This window comes from Bradyrhizobium genomosp. III (genome assembly GCF_000261705.1).
GTDB lineage: Bacteria > Pseudomonadota > Alphaproteobacteria > Rhizobiales > Xanthobacteraceae > Bradyrhizobium > Bradyrhizobium ottawaense.
The window spans coordinates 1-14853 of the sequence record NZ_AJQF01000105.1; the positions used below are offsets into that span (position 1 = coordinate 1).

The 14853-nt window shown below is 65.7% G+C and carries 14 protein-coding genes; 8 read left to right on the plus strand and 6 right to left on the minus strand.

The window, feature by feature from the left end:
* Nucleotides 1-456 (minus strand): tripartite tricarboxylate transporter substrate-binding protein (locus IC66_RS0110070; RefSeq protein ID WP_038947523.1); only part of this gene is annotated, 456 nt, incomplete at its 3' end.
* A gap of 148 nt (nucleotides 457-604) precedes the next feature.
* On the opposite strand from IC66_RS0110070, the gene IC66_RS0110075 reads away from it, so the two are divergent.
* A complete protein-coding gene (locus IC66_RS0110075; protein ID WP_038947524.1) occupies nucleotides 605-862 on the plus strand; it encodes a hypothetical protein in 258 nt (85 codons plus the stop codon).
* A gap of 31 nt (nucleotides 863-893) precedes the next feature.
* Here the strand turns inward: IC66_RS0110075 and IC66_RS0110080 are convergent, their stop codons facing one another.
* Nucleotides 894-1829, minus strand: a complete 936-nt coding sequence (locus IC66_RS0110080) for a LysR family transcriptional regulator (RefSeq protein ID WP_038947525.1) — start codon at nucleotides 1827-1829, stop codon at nucleotides 894-896.
* A 118-nt stretch (nucleotides 1830-1947) separates the two neighbouring features.
* On the opposite strand from IC66_RS0110080, the gene IC66_RS0110085 reads away from it, so the two are divergent.
* The 3 genes from IC66_RS0110085 (at nucleotide 1948) to wrbA (ending at nucleotide 4156) form a co-directional block, all read left to right on the plus strand.
* Nucleotides 1948-2700: an SDR family NAD(P)-dependent oxidoreductase gene (locus tag IC66_RS0110085; RefSeq protein WP_038947526.1), complete on the plus strand. Its 753-nt coding sequence runs from the start codon at nucleotides 1948-1950 to the stop codon at nucleotides 2698-2700.
* Between the two features lie 35 nt (nucleotides 2701-2735).
* Complete coding sequence (locus tag IC66_RS0110090; RefSeq protein WP_038947527.1) at nucleotides 2736-3434, plus strand: pirin family protein; 699 nt, start codon at nucleotides 2736-2738, stop codon at nucleotides 3432-3434.
* Nucleotides 3435-3556: 122 nt separating this feature from the next.
* Nucleotides 3557-4156, plus strand: coding sequence for an NAD(P)H:quinone oxidoreductase (gene wrbA / locus IC66_RS0110095; RefSeq protein ID WP_038947528.1), 600 nt, complete (start codon nucleotides 3557-3559; stop codon nucleotides 4154-4156).
* Nucleotides 4157-4214: 58 nt separating this feature from the next.
* On the opposite strand, the gene IC66_RS47085 is transcribed toward wrbA, so the two are convergent.
* The 3 genes from IC66_RS47085 to IC66_RS0110110 form a co-directional block, all read right to left on the minus strand.
* Nucleotides 4215-5360 (minus strand): GNAT family N-acetyltransferase, encoded by a 1146-nt coding sequence (locus tag IC66_RS47085; protein WP_028140066.1) that lies wholly within the window; start codon nucleotides 5358-5360, stop codon nucleotides 4215-4217.
* A gap of 118 nt (nucleotides 5361-5478) precedes the next feature.
* Complete coding sequence (locus IC66_RS0110105) at nucleotides 5479-6831, minus strand: O-antigen ligase family protein (protein ID WP_038947529.1); 1353 nt, start codon at nucleotides 6829-6831, stop codon at nucleotides 5479-5481.
* A gap of 3 nt (nucleotides 6832-6834) precedes the next feature.
* Nucleotides 6835-7938, minus strand: a complete 1104-nt coding sequence (locus tag IC66_RS0110110) for a glycosyltransferase (protein WP_038947530.1) — start codon at nucleotides 7936-7938, stop codon at nucleotides 6835-6837.
* 246 nt (nucleotides 7939-8184) lie between these two features.
* Between IC66_RS0110110 and IC66_RS0110120 the strand changes: the two genes are divergently transcribed.
* Complete coding sequence (locus IC66_RS0110120) at nucleotides 8185-9177, plus strand: glycosyltransferase (RefSeq protein ID WP_038947531.1); 993 nt, start codon at nucleotides 8185-8187, stop codon at nucleotides 9175-9177.
* 3 nt (nucleotides 9178-9180) lie between these two features.
* Here IC66_RS0110120 and IC66_RS0110125 read toward each other — a convergent pair whose 3' ends face one another.
* Nucleotides 9181-10209, minus strand: coding sequence for a glycosyltransferase family 2 protein (locus IC66_RS0110125; RefSeq protein WP_028140063.1), 1029 nt, complete (start codon nucleotides 10207-10209; stop codon nucleotides 9181-9183).
* 384 nt (nucleotides 10210-10593) lie between these two features.
* Between IC66_RS0110125 and IC66_RS0110135 the strand changes: the two genes are divergently transcribed.
* The 3 genes from IC66_RS0110135 to IC66_RS0110145 all read left to right on the plus strand — a co-directional run bounded on the left by IC66_RS0110135 (nucleotide 10594) and on the right by IC66_RS0110145 (nucleotide 14851).
* Nucleotides 10594-11394 carry a class I SAM-dependent methyltransferase gene (locus IC66_RS0110135; RefSeq protein WP_028140061.1) on the plus strand — a complete coding sequence of 267 codons (801 nt, stop codon included), beginning with the start codon at nucleotides 10594-10596 and terminating at the stop codon, nucleotides 11392-11394.
* A 291-nt stretch (nucleotides 11395-11685) separates the two neighbouring features.
* Entirely contained in the window at nucleotides 11686-14055 is a 2370-nt protein-coding gene (locus tag IC66_RS0110140) for an exopolysaccharide transport family protein (protein WP_038947533.1), read from the plus strand.
* The gene (locus tag IC66_RS0110145; RefSeq protein ID WP_038947534.1) at nucleotides 14048-14851 is read left to right on the plus strand and encodes a WecB/TagA/CpsF family glycosyltransferase; all 804 of its coding nucleotides are present in this window, start codon (nucleotides 14048-14050) and stop codon (nucleotides 14849-14851) included. The genes IC66_RS0110140 and IC66_RS0110145 overlap by 8 nt, the downstream gene beginning before the upstream one ends.
* Nucleotides 14852-14853: the final 2 nt, after the last annotated feature.

Genomic DNA, 14853 nt, shown 5'->3' on the forward strand with positions numbered 1-14853 from the left:
CGCGTCCTCGACGAAATCCTGCGCCGTTTTCCATGGCGCGGAGGCCGGCACCGCCAGCAGCGTGGGATCGGCGAGCACGCGCGCGATCGGCATGAACTGCGAGACCTCGTAGGCGGCGGGACGGTCGAACAGCCGGTCGGCCTCGGGGAGCACCGCGAGCGAGGACAGCGTCATCAGCAGCGTGTAGCCATCGGGCTCGGCGCGTGCCGCCGCGGCATTGCCGACCGAGCCGCCGCCGCCTCCGGCACGGTTGTCGACGATGACGGCCTTGCCGAGGATCCGCTCCAGCGCCATCGCCACCGGCCGCGCGGCGAGATCGGCCTGTCCGCCCGCGGGAAACGGCACGATCATGGTGATGTTGCGGGCGGGGTAGGTTTGCGCAGAGGCCGGTCCGGGTAACGCAGCGCGCAGCAACGGCAGTGCAGCAGCGGCGCGCAGGACGTCGCGTCGATCCATGGCAGGTCCCTCTCCCGAATTTTCTTGTTTCGCACCCAGCCTAGCGCCGCGATCGGCAAGAACAAGATCTTTACGAAGCGTTAGCCATGTTCGGCCGAGCCCGGAACGCATGCCTGGAGCCGCTGTTGCCCTCTTGAGGGAGTTCGTGATGCCAAACATTGGAACCATCGATGTCGCCCTGGACGAGATGCTGGTGAATCTCGCCGCGATCGTTCTGCGGCTTGCAAGGCCCGAAGTGACGCGTACGCCGGAAGCGCGCCGCGCATTGGCGCAATCGGTCCATCAATATGCGGTTTGTGCGAAGCGTTCGAGAGACCCTCGCGTTCACGAATTGAAGTCGCAGCTGGAAGAAACGCTGAAGCCAAGCCTGCGTATCGTCGCGATCGACGGCGTGAAGGTGGCGTAGGCGAACACCGTCATTGATGCCGCCCGCTTTCCTACGACGCCTTGACCTTCCCGCGCGTCCGCCGCTTGCAGGTGCCCGGCAACTTGGCCGCGAGGAAATCGCCGAGGGCTTCGACGCGGGCGGGACGCGGGCCGCCGGGCGGCGTCACCAGGTGCACGGCGCCTTCGGCCTGCTTCCAATCCTTCAGGATCACTTCGACGGCGCCCGATGAGATCGCTTCGCCAACGATGAACTCGGGCAGCTCGGCGATGCCGAGGCCCGCAATCAGCGCCGGCATCACGGCTTCGCCGTTGTTGACGCGGAGCTGTCCACCCGGGCGCACGCTGGCCTGCTCGCCGGCGGAATTGGTGTAGTGCCAGATGTTGGGCGTCGACATATAGGCGTAGCTGAAGCATTTGTGCTCGGCCAGATGCATCGGATGCGTCGGCCGGCCGTGCTTCTTCAGATAGGACGGCGCGGCCACGGTGAAGCGCGGCATGGTGAAGAGCCGCCGCGCGATCAGCGAGGAGTCCGGCAGCCGCGCGATCCGCACCGCCATGTCAAAACCCTCGCCGATCAGGTCGACGGTCGCATCGCTCAAATGCAGATCGACCGAGACTTCCGGATAGGCCTCGAAGAACTCAGGCAGCAGCGGCGCCACCGCCTTGATGCCGAACGTCATGGGCACGGCGAGCCGCACCAGGCCTCGCGGCGCCACCGATTGCGCCAGCGCCTCGTTCTCCGCCGCTTCGCCGTCGGTCAGCAGCCGCGTCGCACGCTCGGCGAGCTTGTGCCCGGCATCGGTCAGCGCAAGCCGGCGTGAGGTGCGGTTGAACAGCCGGGCGCCGAGCCGCTCCTCCAGCCGTGTCACCGCCTTGGACACCGTGGCCTTGGACATGACGAGCTCGCTCGCGGCCCCCGCAAACGACCGTAACTCCACAACTTTCGCAAAGATCGCGAGCGCCTCGAAATTAGGGAGTTTTGCCATCAGGGCCATCCAATCGGGGCATCTATGGAAACAATGCGTTTCAACAGTTTCTATTTCTATACCACAAGCGGAGGCTTATCCAAGGGTCAATCGCAAACCTACGCAATGGAGAAATCCAATGACCAAGAAGCTCTCAGGCAAGGTCGCCCTCGTCACCGGCGGTTCGCGCGGCATCGGCGCGGCCTCTGCCCGCGCTCTCGCAGACCAAGGCGCGGATGTCGCCATCAGCTACGTGGCCTCGCCGGACAAGGCGGAAGCCGTCGTCACCGAGTTGAAGGCCAAGGGCGTCAGGGCCCGCGCTTTCAGGGCGGACCAGGCTTCCGCCAAGGACGTCACGCAGCTCGTCAACGACGTCGCCAAGGAATTCGGCCATCTCGACATCCTCGTCAACAATGCCGGCGTTGCCACTGGCGGTGCCATCGACGAGGCCAATGCCGACACGGATGCCCTCGCCCGCCAGGATCAAGTCAACGTGCACGGCGTGATCGCGGCGATCCGCGCCGCCTCGCAGCTGATGGGTGAAGGCGGCCGCATCGTCACCGTCGGCTCCATGCTCGCCGACCGCGCCTCGTTCCCTGGGCTTGCCGACTACGTCGCCACCAAAGCCGCCGTGGTTGGTTACACCAAGGGCGCGGCACGCGACCTCGGTCCGCGCGGCATCACCGTGAACGTGGTGCAGCCCGGCTCGATCGACACCGACATGAACCCGAAGGATGGCGGCGAGTTCGCCGAGACCCAGCGCAAGCAGCACGCATTGCAACGCTTCGGCCGTCCGGAGGAAGTCGCCGCCGGCATCGTCTTCCTCGCAAGCCCGGACGCCTCCTTCGTCACCGGCACGGTGCTCAACGTCGACGGCGGGTTCGGCGCCTGATCGAGGCGCCAACCACCCACACAGGAATTACGCAAATGATCGAACTCAGACCTTTCAATAAGCTCGGCGGCGCCGATCACGGCTGGCTCAAGGCCAAGCATCACTTCTCCTTCGCTGGCCATTACGACCCGAACAACATGGGTCACGGCGCATTGCGGGTGTGGAACGACGACGAGATCGCGCCCAACACCGGCTTTCCCGCTCATCCCCACGCCAACATGGAGATCATCACCTATGTGCGCGAGGGCGCGATCACGCACCAGGACAGCCTCGGCAACGAAGGCCGCACTGAAGCGGGCGACGTGCAGGTGATGAGCGCGGGCAGCGGCATCCGCCACTCCGAGTACAATCTGGAGCCGACCCAGACGCGGATCTTCCAGATCTGGATCGAGCCGACGACGCGCGGCGGACAGCCGACCTGGGGTTCGAAGCCGTTTCCGAAAGCGGATCGCTCCGGCAAGCTCGTCACCATCGCGAGCGGCTTCGATGACGATGCAGACGCGCTGCCGATCCGCGCCGATGCGCGGGTGCTCGCAACTACGCTGAAGGCCGGCGAGAGCGCGGAGTACGCGCCGCAGAAGGCGCGGCATCTCTACCTGGTGCCTGCGGCAGGTTCAGTCGAGATCAACGGCGTGCGCGTCAACGCCCGCGACGGCGCCGCGATCCGCAACGAGGAGCGGCTGAAGATCACCGCGCTCGAGGACACCGAGCTCGTGCTCGTCGACGCGGCGTAACCGCTCTCTCCGTCATGGCCGGGCATAGCCGTCTGAAGGACGGCGTCGCTTCCGCCAGGCTATGTCCCGGCCATCCACGCCTCAAGCAACCATTCAAACTAATCCCCCCAACGGAGACCACCATGACCAAAGTTCTCGTCCTCTATTATTCCGCCTATGGCCATATCGAAGCGATGGCCAACGCCGTCGCCGAAGGCGCGCGCGAGGCCGGCGCCACCGTCGACGTCAAGCGCGTGCCGGAGCTGGTGCCGGCCGAGGTCGCGAAAGCCTCCTATTACAAGGTCGATCAGGCCGCCCCCGTCGCCAAGATTGAGGATCTCGCCAATTACGATGCGATCATCGTCGGCACCGGCACCCGCTTCGGCCGCATGGCCTCGCAGATGGCGAACTTCCTCGATCAGGCCGGCGGGCTCTGGGCCAAGGGCGCGCTGCACGGCAAGGTCGGCGGCGCCTTCACGTCCACCGCGACCCAGCATGGCGGCCAGGAGACGACGCTGTTCTCGATCATCACCAACCTCCTGCATTTCGGCATGGTCGTGGTCGGCATGAACTACGGCTTCGCCGGCCAGATGAAGCTCGACGAGGTCACCGGCGGCGCACCCTACGGCGCCACCACGATCACCGGCGGCGACGGCAGTCGCCAGCCCAGCGCCAACGAGCTCGCCGGCGCGCGCTATCAGGGACGCCAGATCGCGGAGACCGCCAGGAAGCTCCACGGCTGAGCTCCATGGCTGATCGGTAGCGCCGATGCGTCGCGGCATTCCCGTCGGGAGTGCCGCTTCAGCGTGTTCCCTTGCCCATGGCGCGCGCCGCAAGGGCGGCCGCCGCGGGATGGCGGCGCAGGCCCTGCGCGGCATGGTCGCGCCATGCGAAAGGAACGCCGCGCCAGGACAGCGCGATGCTGACGTCGGTCAGCGGCACCCTCTCGGCACCGAAGCGCCGCTTGTAATCCTGGTTGCCGATGCTGAGGTCGAAACGGCGCACGCCCTCTGCATGCAGCGCCGCCATCGTGCGCTCGGCGACGAGCAGCCCCGGCGAGCAGCTCGACCATGAATTGCCGGCGTGGCTGATGCGCAAGAGGTAGTAGGTCGCGCCGGATCTGACGCCGAACGCGGTGGCGACAATACCCTTATCGCAGACGAGCGCTGTGACGACCGCATAACCTTCCGCGACGCCCTGGCGGGCGACCTCGCGGTAAAACCGCGCATGGGCGTCGTCGTTGAGGACGAACCGCGAGCCGAGCTGACGCATGCGCGCCTGCTGCTGGACATCCGTCACGTCAAGGAGCTCATGCGCGCGCGCAACGTCCGCGGCGATCTCGAACCGCGCTCCTTCGTGCCGGCTGAAGACGCGCCAGCAACGCGGCATCTGCATGCGCTTGATCGAGGCCTGGTAGTCCTCATAGTCGTCGCCCAGCAGCACGACATTGCCGTTGAGCGATGAGGATCCGATCCGCCCGAGCGACACCAGCGGATTCGGCTTGCCGCCGACCTGGGCCGGCATCTTCCTCAGGCGAAGCAAGTCGAAGCGATCCGGCAAGGCGCGCATCGCCTCGACCAGTGCCCCGCCGATCGCATCCATCGCCGCCGCGTCCAACGCGGCATCGAGCGCCAGGATCGGCGCGTTGTTGTCGGAGACGCCGAGATCTGCGAATTCGACGATGCGGATGCCGCGCCTGATGTGGCTGACCATCGGCACGACCGCGATATCCTTGCCGGTGGCGGCATCCGAGATCATCGCGATCAGCGGCGCAAAATCGTGAAACGCCTCATACCATGCATCGAGCCAGTAACCATGCTGGAATGCGGTGCGATGCCCGGCGTTCAGACGCGACGCGGCCTGCCGCCAGTCACGCACGAAATCGACAGCGACGTTCGACGTGCTGGACACGAGGCCATCTGGTTGCTCGACGCTGAGGAACGTCATCTGCGGGGCATACGATTACTGAATGTTTCGAGATAGATTATGTTTGTCGCACATCACAAGAGACGTAGCCGCTCAATCGTTAAGCCGATGCCACCATCGCCCCGGCTGCGACAAGCTGTCAGCGCTCCGGTTCCATCGGCTCGACGCATTGGAACCTGGCGAGGAAATGCAGGCCCGCCACCGCGAGCGCGAACATGAACCAGATCGGATTTTGCCGTTCGAGCAGGAAGGTCTCCGTCGCGCCGTAGTACAGGCCGAACAGCCACACGGTCAGGAACAGCTTTGCCAGCGCCCCACTGCGGCTGTGAGCCTGGGCTGACTGGAAATTGCCGAGCGGTGCGAGCACGAACACGAGAATCACGAGCAGCAGCCCCGGCAGACCGATGGTGACCGCGAGGTCGAGATAGCTGTTGTGGCTGTGCGCCGCCGACGTCGCCCATTCGGCGCCCTGGGCGGTCTGCCGTGCGGTGACATCATCCCAGAAGGCCGCATAGCCGTGACCGATGATCGGCTTCTCGGCGACGGCCGCGAGCGCGAACTCCCAGATCGCGGAGCGGCCGGTGAAGGTCGGATCGAGCGGCAGCAAGCGCGTCATCGCTCCCAACGCCGGGCTCAAGACACTGCCGACCGTCAGCAGGTTCATCACGATCAGCGGCACGAAGCAGATGATCCGCTTCAGCCACAGGCTTGGCGTCACGTAGACCAGCGACGCGAGCGCGTAGATCGCAAGGCACAGCACCGTCGAGGTCTTGCCGCCGGTGAAGATCAGGAAGATGCCGGCCAGCGCGGCGATCGCCGGTCCCATCACGAACGAGCCGACGGCGGTCAGGTAGATGCCGACATAGACCAGGATGGTCATCACGGGCGAGGCGATGTTCTTATGGCCAAAACTGCCGCGCCAGTCGCCGGCAAGCTGCGGCTCGCCGATATCGAACGCGGTATGGATCGAATAGTGCGGCGCGAGGAAGACACCGAGATAGCAGAGCGCGAGCAGCACCAGCGCGGCAGCACCCAGGCACAGATTGAAGCTGCGCTGCCTCGGCGGCAGCAAGGGCAGCAGGACGGCGAGCGATGTCACGCTGGCGGCGAGCACGAAGCGCTGGATCGAAACGCCGCGGCTCTCAGAGAGGACGATGTTGATCACCAACCAGCCCACGAGGCAGAGATGAAGCGGCGTCACCAGGGTCTTCAGCGCCGGCGCATCCGTGGTGGCGACGAGCAGCACCGCGACCGCAGCGAGCAGTTCCCAGGAAACATAGGCCAGCGCCATCCGTCCGCCGACGACGGTGGTGACATCGGGATTGCGCAGGTCCGGGAACGGATCGAGCGTCACCAGCACCAGCAGCAGCGAGGCGACGGCGACCAGGCAGCGCGCCGCCTGCACGGCATTCAGCTCCGCCAGGCCGTCGCGGAAGGCGCGACCCAACGATCGGGCCTCGAGGCCGGTGGTGTCGGCGGCGCTGCGGTCCATGGTTCAGGACACCTGGTGACGCCGGGGAAGCTCCAGGTCGTGGCTTAACCCCATCGAGCGTCCATCGACCGGGTTAGCGGGGGCCTGCGACGCCGCCGGCTGCCGCACGATGCTCCGCGCGATCTCGTAATATTGCAGCGCCCGTTGCTCCAGCGTGAGGCTGTCCAGGACATAGCCGCGCGGATCGAACACGCCCGCAGCGCACCCTTCCCAGAAGTCGTCCCACCCCGCCTCGAACCCGGCGACGTCGACGAATTTGGCACCGCAGCGCTCATCCCAATACGGCACCGACGACACCGGCGCGAACTGCACGCGGTGCGGATAGTAATCGGGGTCTCGCCACGGGCCGCCCGGATCCCAGGCGAATACCGGCACGCCGCAAGACAAGGCCTGCTGATAGGCGATGCCCTGGCTCTCGTTCTGACACAGGAAGATCATCGCGCGCGAGGCCGCCAGCGCCGCCTGATAATCTTCCTCCTTGTAGCTGCCATAGCGCAGCTCCGCGAAGGAGCGCCCCTCTTTTCGCAGGCGGGCGCGGACGGGTTCGATCAACTCCGGCGCAAAACGCTCGCGATCCCAGTGGACCTTGTCGTAGATCAGCACGTCGACGGCCTTCTGCGAGGCCTGCGACGGCGCCCATAGATCGGTGTCGATACCGACCGGCCAGGCCTCCGTCTCGGGCCAGTACGGCCGGTACATGTCCACGTACCAGGGGCCGGGTACCACGACTTTCTTCACCGGCAGCCGCTTGAACAAATCAGGATCGTCGAGCGGATGATTGTGGGCGGCGACGCCGAGCAGGATCGGGTTCTTCCACGCGAACTTGTCGAGCAGGAAGGTGCGGCCGACGATGCAGGCCAGCTCTTCGGGATGCCGCGCGATGTAGCCGTAGTCGTTGACGCGGTAGCGGATGCCGAGCCGGTCGAGCCCCGCACAGAGATTGAGGAACACGCGAAGCTGGCCGCTCATGCGCGGCTCGCCGAGCAGCAAGCGGCGCGCCATGCGCCGCAGATGCCGGTCGCCGGGAAACCAGCGATCGTCCTTGTCCTCATAGAAGAGGTTGAGGATCATCGCATCTGGGTCGTGTTCGAATGTCTTTGCGGGCACTGGATTCCATCCGCGGCAACCGGATGCGCATTCTCGCATGGGACCGGCTGTCACTCTCTTCCAAATTTGCCACAGGCTTAATGCCAGCGGCTTAACGCTAATTGACGAAACCGGCGCCGCGCAGGCCTTCCCGGCAACGATCAGGCTGTAATGCGAGTATCATTCGCTGGGCATGCCCATGCTGCGATCAATCGCATCATCCATTCAGCGCATGCGTCCTGGTTAACAGACTCTTAAAGGCGAGCCGTGGCTCAGATCACCGCCGAAGACGTTCTCGATTTGCCGGCCACCACGCGCCTCGTTCCGGCGGGACGCCAGCCCCTGCCGTCGAGCTCGACCTCGTCGGTGTCCGTCGTCATTCCCGCCAAGAACGTTGCGGCCTATGTCGGCGAAACCCTCGCCAGCGCACTGGCGCAGGGCGAGGTGGGCGAAGTGATCGTCGTGGACGACGGCTCGACCGACGACACCACCGCCATCGTCCGCGGCATTCGCGATCCGCGGCTGCGCCTGATGACGAATGATTCCGCCGGCGTGTCGGCCGCGCGCAATCTCGGTGCGCGATATGCCCGCGGCGAATGGCTGCTGTTCCTCGATGCCGACGACCGCCTTCGCCCCGGCGCAGTGGCGGCACTGCTGGAGGCGGCACGCGGGGCTCCGCGGGCGGTGCTCGTCTATGGCGATTACAACACGATCGACAGCGAGGGACACCAGATCGGCCGGCGCGGCCTGCTGAAAGGGCGCCGGAAGCCGTCCGGCGACGTGCTGACGCGGCTCGCCGCCGGCAATTTCATCGTCAATGGCGGTATTGCGCTGGCACGCGCGGAAGCTTTCCGGGCCATCGGCGGTTTCGACACATCGCTGCGCTATTGTGAGGACTGGCACTGCTGGTGTCGCCTCGCCGCAATCGGCGAGTTCGAGTTCGCGCCAAAACTGCTGCTCGATTATCGCCTGCACACCGCCAACACCATGAACGCGGCGGTGCGGACGCCGAAGGACTTCTTCCCTGCCATCGCGAGGGTATTCGACGACGGACTGATCCTGGCACGCCTGCCCGAGGGCATGGCGGCCGGACTGCGCCTCGCCGCCGAACTTCATCTCATCACCTATTCGGCGATGCAGGCGGTTCGCTTCGGCCGATATCGCCAGGCTTTTGGCTATCTCGGAATGGTCGGCCGGCGCTCGCTCAAGGCGTTGCCGCGCGCCGCGGCCAGGACCGCCCTCGCCCGTTTCGGCATCTAATCGTCACGACACGATCTTCGAGGCCTCATAGGGCTTCGGCTCGATCCCGAATGCCGCGAGCATCGAGCCGAGCGCGACCATCACCGGATGCATCGCGACGACGGCCTTCGACGACGTCAACAAACCTGCGGACCGAACCAGCGAGAGCGGCAATCGCCCGAGCATCTGCGCGAACACCCCCGCTCGCGCCGCCGCGCCCTGCGCGGCCTTGTACTGCACGCGGTAATTGATCGCGCCGATGCGCAGGCCACGCTTGGCGATCCAGCCGAGGCTGGTGCGGCTTTGCGGCACGGTCTCGGTGATGACGGCCTCCGCCGTCCAGTGGAAGATCATGCCGGCATCACGGCACCGCACGAAGAAATCACAATCGCCGCCGCCGAGGAAATTGAAGCGCAGGTCGAACGCGGGACGGTCGAACCGCTCGAAGGCGGCGCGCGTGATCAGACAATTGCCGCAGCCATAGATCAGCGGCACAGCGCCGGAATAGTCGTAGGCGGGACAAAAGGCGGGATGACGCGAAAGCCACGGCTTGCTGTCATCGTCGAACATCGGCAGCACCGGCCCGCCGACCACGTCGGCGCCAGTCGCCTCCGCGGTACGGACCATCAGCTCGAGCCAGTCGCTTGATGCGATCTCGTCGTCATCGATCATCAGGAAGCGGGTTGCGGCAGGAAACAGTGCCTGCGCCGTCTCGAACGCAGCATTGATGGCCTGGCAATTGCCCTGCCGCTTCTCGACAAGGCAGACGCCCTGCAGCCTGCCGGCGGCCAGAAATTCCGCGGCAACCGGCGCGCTCTCGCGCTGCGTGGCATCGTTCTCGACCATGACGACGGCAAAGGACCGCGGGGTCCGCTGGTTCGCCAGCGACTCCAGCGTCAGCCGCAGGTGCTCCGGCCGGCGAAAGCAGGGAATGCAGACGACGATACCGACCGACAGGTCGATGACCCCGGAGCTCGCCGCGATCTCCCGGTTGGGATCGCGCACGGCATCCGAGATACGCGTGGCAGACAGGTCTGTCGGGATCAATGTCATGACGTTCTAGATGTCCGAGATATATTGAAAAAGCCCTGCTTCATTCGTACGTCCCGCGACGGCACATCGTCGCGGGACAGATGCGTCCCAAAACGAACGGCCAGTTGATGGCGCCTCACGCGGGTCTCCCGGCGGTCCCAAGACAACATCATGCGTTTAACTGCTTTCGTCTGTTTCTCCCGCGAAATCATGCGCATGTGGTACTGCAATTCGCGGTCCATGCGCCGACGAAGACCCAACATGAACAATGCCGTAGTTAATGCGCATGCGCATTAACCCGACCGTAAGCACTGCGACCGGTGAGACGGCGCGGCATCGGATTTGCTCTTCGGGCTCGCGATATTTTTCCTGTAAATTTGAATAGAACAAGCGCGGTCAGAAAATATGAACAAGCCAGCCACGATCGATTTTGCGACAGCCACGGCGATCCAGATTCCCGCGGCCGCGGCCCCCGTCCAGGCACTTCACGATCTCGTCCCCGGCGAAGCCCGCGACAGCCTGCTCGCAGTTCACGACGTGCTGCGCCGTGAACTGCCGCAAGGCCAGCTCGCCATCTATGAAGCCGGCGGCGGCTCGTGCAGCGTCCTGCCGCCGGAATTGCCTGGACGCAGCAAGGTCACCGTCGTCGACATCGACGAGGACCAGGTCCGCAACAACACCTACGCGGATGAGGCGATCCTCGGCGACGTGCAGACCTATCGCTTCGGACGCGAGACCTTCGATCTCGTGATCTGCTACAACGTGATCGAGCATCTGCCCCATGTCGACGCCGCGCTCCTGAACTTCCGCGATGCGCTCAAGCGCGGCGGGCTGATCCTGATCGGCGCGCCCAATCCCCGCTCGCTCTCCGGAATCGTCACCAAATACTCGCCGCACTGGTTTCACGTCTGGTTCTACCGGCACATCCGCGGCATCAAGGATGCCGGCATGCCCGGTGAGCCGCCATTCCCGACCTTCTTCCATCCGCTGGTGACGCTGCCCCGGCTCGAAGCCTTCGCGGCTGCCAACGGCCTTGAGATGATCTACCGCCGCGAGGTCGAAAGTCCGCGCTATCCCGAGATGCGCCGGCGCAAGCCGCTGTTCGCGGCGCTCGTGGACGCCGGCGCGGCCGTGCTGAATACCATGCTCTCGCGTGGGACCGACGTCCGTCGCGGCGACTATCACGTCATCCTGCGGAAGAGCTGACGGTCATGGCGCGCGCGCGGCTCATTGCAGAACAAGCCGAGCCTCGCGGCCAAGCCGTGCGCGGTAACGAACTGTTAATCTCAAGGGAGCCCCGGCGTCGCTGGCGTCACGAGGACGCACTGCGGAGTGGCATGCGCTTAAACGCTTTGTTTGCCATTTCGGTGAATAGTCCCTCAATGAGTATGGTTAATTTTCCCTGTTGCGTTGATTGGGCACCTATATCCCGGGTGCATGGCGTAGAGCGAAGAGTAGCCCCTCAGCCTGCGGCAGTTGGAATGAAAGCTGGGGATCATGCTTGACTATAACCAGCCGATAGATCGGGCCGGACCGGAGTCGCCGCAACAACGGCCCCAGGCCGGCTTCAACGTGCTGGAGCTCGCCAATCTGCTCTGGCGGCGCAAGGTCGCGATTGCCGCGGCTGCCCTGCTCGGCGCAACTCTTGCCGTTACCGTGGGCAAGAGCCTGACGCCCCGCTACACCGCCACCGCCCAGCTCTATGTCGATCCGCGCGAGCTTCAGCTCGTCGATCGTGAGCTCACGCCGCGCGCGCAGGACGTCTCCGGCATGTCCATGGTGGTGGAGAGCCAGGCGCGGCTGATCACCTCCAACAGCGTGCTGCTCAAGGTGATCCAGCAGGCGGGTCTCGACAAGGACGCGGAATTCGGCGGCGGCAGCGACGGCCAGAGCCTGATGTCGCCGCTGCTCGGCCTGATCGGCCTGCAGCCCCGCGCTCCCTCCGCGGCGGACAACAAGGAAGTGCAGCTTGCGGCGCTCGAGGCGCTGAACCGGCACATCACGATCCGCAAGACCGAGAAGAGCTTCATCGTCGACATCGAGGTCTGGTCGACGGATCCGGCGAAAGCGGCGATGCTCGCCAACACGCTGACCAATGCCTACCTCACCGAATCCCGCAACTCACAGGCTTCGGCCGCACGGCGCGCCACCAACGATCTCTCCGGCCGCCTCAAGGAGCTGCGCGAGCGGCTGCGCAACGCCGAGACCGCGCTCGCGACCTACAAGGCCCAGAACAATTTCGTCGGCACTCAGGATGCACTGATCAGCGATCAGCAGCTTTCCGCCAGCAACCAGCGGCTTTCCGCAGCCCGCGCGGCGACGATGGATGCGCAGGCGCGGCTCGATCAGATCGAGGCGAGCCGCCGTACCGCTGCCGATGCCGGCGCGATCCCGGAAGCGCTGCAATCGCCGACGATCGCGAATTTGCGCGCGCAATATGCCGATGCCCGCAAGAAATATGCTGAGCAGGCCGGCGAGCTCGGGCCGCGCCATCCGGCGCTGCGCCAGACCGAGAAGCAGGTCGAGGATCTCAAGCGCACCATCAGCGAGGAGATCGATCGCTTCGCCCAGTCGGCCAAGAACGATCTGACGCGCGCTCGCGACTATGAGGCCTCGCTGAACCGGGCGATGGAAGCGCAGAAGCGGCAGAGCGTGCAGCTCAGCCAGGCCGCCGTCCGCCTGCGCGAACTCGAGCGCGAGGCCGATGCCAGCCGCGACGTCTATCAATCCTTCCTCAAGCGCTCGCGCGAGACCGAGGAGCAGGAGACGCTGAACACCTCGGCGGCCCGCGTCATCGGCGAAGCGACGGTGCCGCAGCGGCGCTCATTCCCGCCCGCCATGAGCCTGTTCGCCATGATCGGCTTCGTCTTCGGCGCGCTCGCGGCGTCAAGCTGGTTCGCCGCGGTCGAACTCCTGCTCGTCGGCGCACCGGCGCCCGCACCGGCCCGCCGTGAGCGCAAGCCGGCACCGGAGAGAACGCGCCCTTCCGAGGCTTTGCCGGCTCCGGAAGCTCCGCAGCCTCCGCAGGTCTCGCGACCTCAGGAAGTGGCGCAGGCCCTGCCCGAACTTGCCGCGCCATCGCTGCAGCCTGCGATGGTCGAAAAGCCCCTGATCGAAAAGCCGCTGATCGCGCGCCTCCAGGAGGCCGACGTCATCCACACGCTCGGAGCCATTCTCGCCACCGGCGGCGGCGTCGACCTCACCCGGCTGGGCTGGCCGACGTTGCGGCCCGGCTTTCCCCTGACGAAACTGCTCAACGCCTGGCGCGATATGCGAGCTGCCGTGGCCCGGCGCGCCGGCGACAAGACGATGCCGGTCATCGCGCTGGTCGGCGCCGGCGACACCACCGGACGCAGCGTGATCGCGCTGAATTTCGCGCTCGCTGCGGCGCGCGACGGCGCCCGCGTGCTGATGATCGATGCCGACCATCTGGCCCACGCGCTCTCGAACAAGGTCAGCCGCCCCGGCAAGAGCGAGCCGAGCAGGCTCGGCTGGCTCTCGATCGGCAGCAAGGCCGCACGCGAGATCAAGACGGTCAACGGCATTTCGGTGCTGCCGGCCGGCGAGGGTGATGCCGGCAAGGCTGCCGACGCGATCCGCAAGGCGATTGCGCAGGCGCGCGCCGCAGGCGGCTATGACCTCGTGATCCTCGACGGCCCCGCGATGCCGCTCTCGGCCGGCGGCCGCAAGCTGCTCGAGGACACCGACGCGCTGGTGGCGGTGCTGCCAACCAGCCTCGACATCAATGACAGCCTGGAAGAGATCCTGACCGCGCTGGGCCGCGCCGAGCGCAAGCTCGTCGGCGTCGTGCTGGACGAGCTCACCCCTGCAATCCAAACGCGCCAGCGAGGCAGACAATATGCTTGAGCGTCGCGTCAACCTCGACGGACGGGCAGCAACGGCCGACGTGCCGCGAATCACCGTCGGCGGGCTCCGCATGGCCGCGATCGATCTCGAAGCGACCGCCGATTTCATGATCGAGGCGACCGATCCCGACAATCGCATCGGACGTCCGCTGTTCATGACCTCGGCCAATGGCGAGGTGCTGGCGCGCTGCTCGACGGAACCGCAGACCGAGCGCCTGTTCCGCGCCGCCGACCTGATCAATGCCGACGGCCAGCCGCTGGTGGCGGCCTCGAGGCTGCAATCCTGGTTTCCCCTGCCCGAGCGCGTCGCGACCACGGACCTGTTCCACGTCGTCGCGCGCAAGGCGGAGGCGGTCGGCCGCACCTTCTACATGTTCGGCGCCAGCGAGGCCGAAAACATCGTGGCCGTCGAGAACGTCCAGAAGCTGTACCCGGACCTCAAGATCATCGGGCGCAGCCATGGCTATCTGCGAGGCGAGGCGCTGCGCGCCAAGGTCGAGGAGATCAATGCGCTTGCGCCGGACTATCTGTGGGTCGCGCTCGGCGTGCCCAACGAGCAGGCATTCGTGGAAGAGTTCACGCCGTACCTCACCAATGTTGGCGTTATCAAGACATCGGGCGGCCTCTTCAACTTTTTGTCGGGCAGCCGTTCCCGCGCGCCGCAATGGATGCAGAAGGTCGGACTCGAATGGGCGTGGCGCACCTTGCTCGAGCCGCGCCGCCTGTTCTGGCGCTATTTGACCACCAACCCCCGCGCGCTCTATCTTCTCTTCAGCCGCAACCGACCACTCCGCTAAGA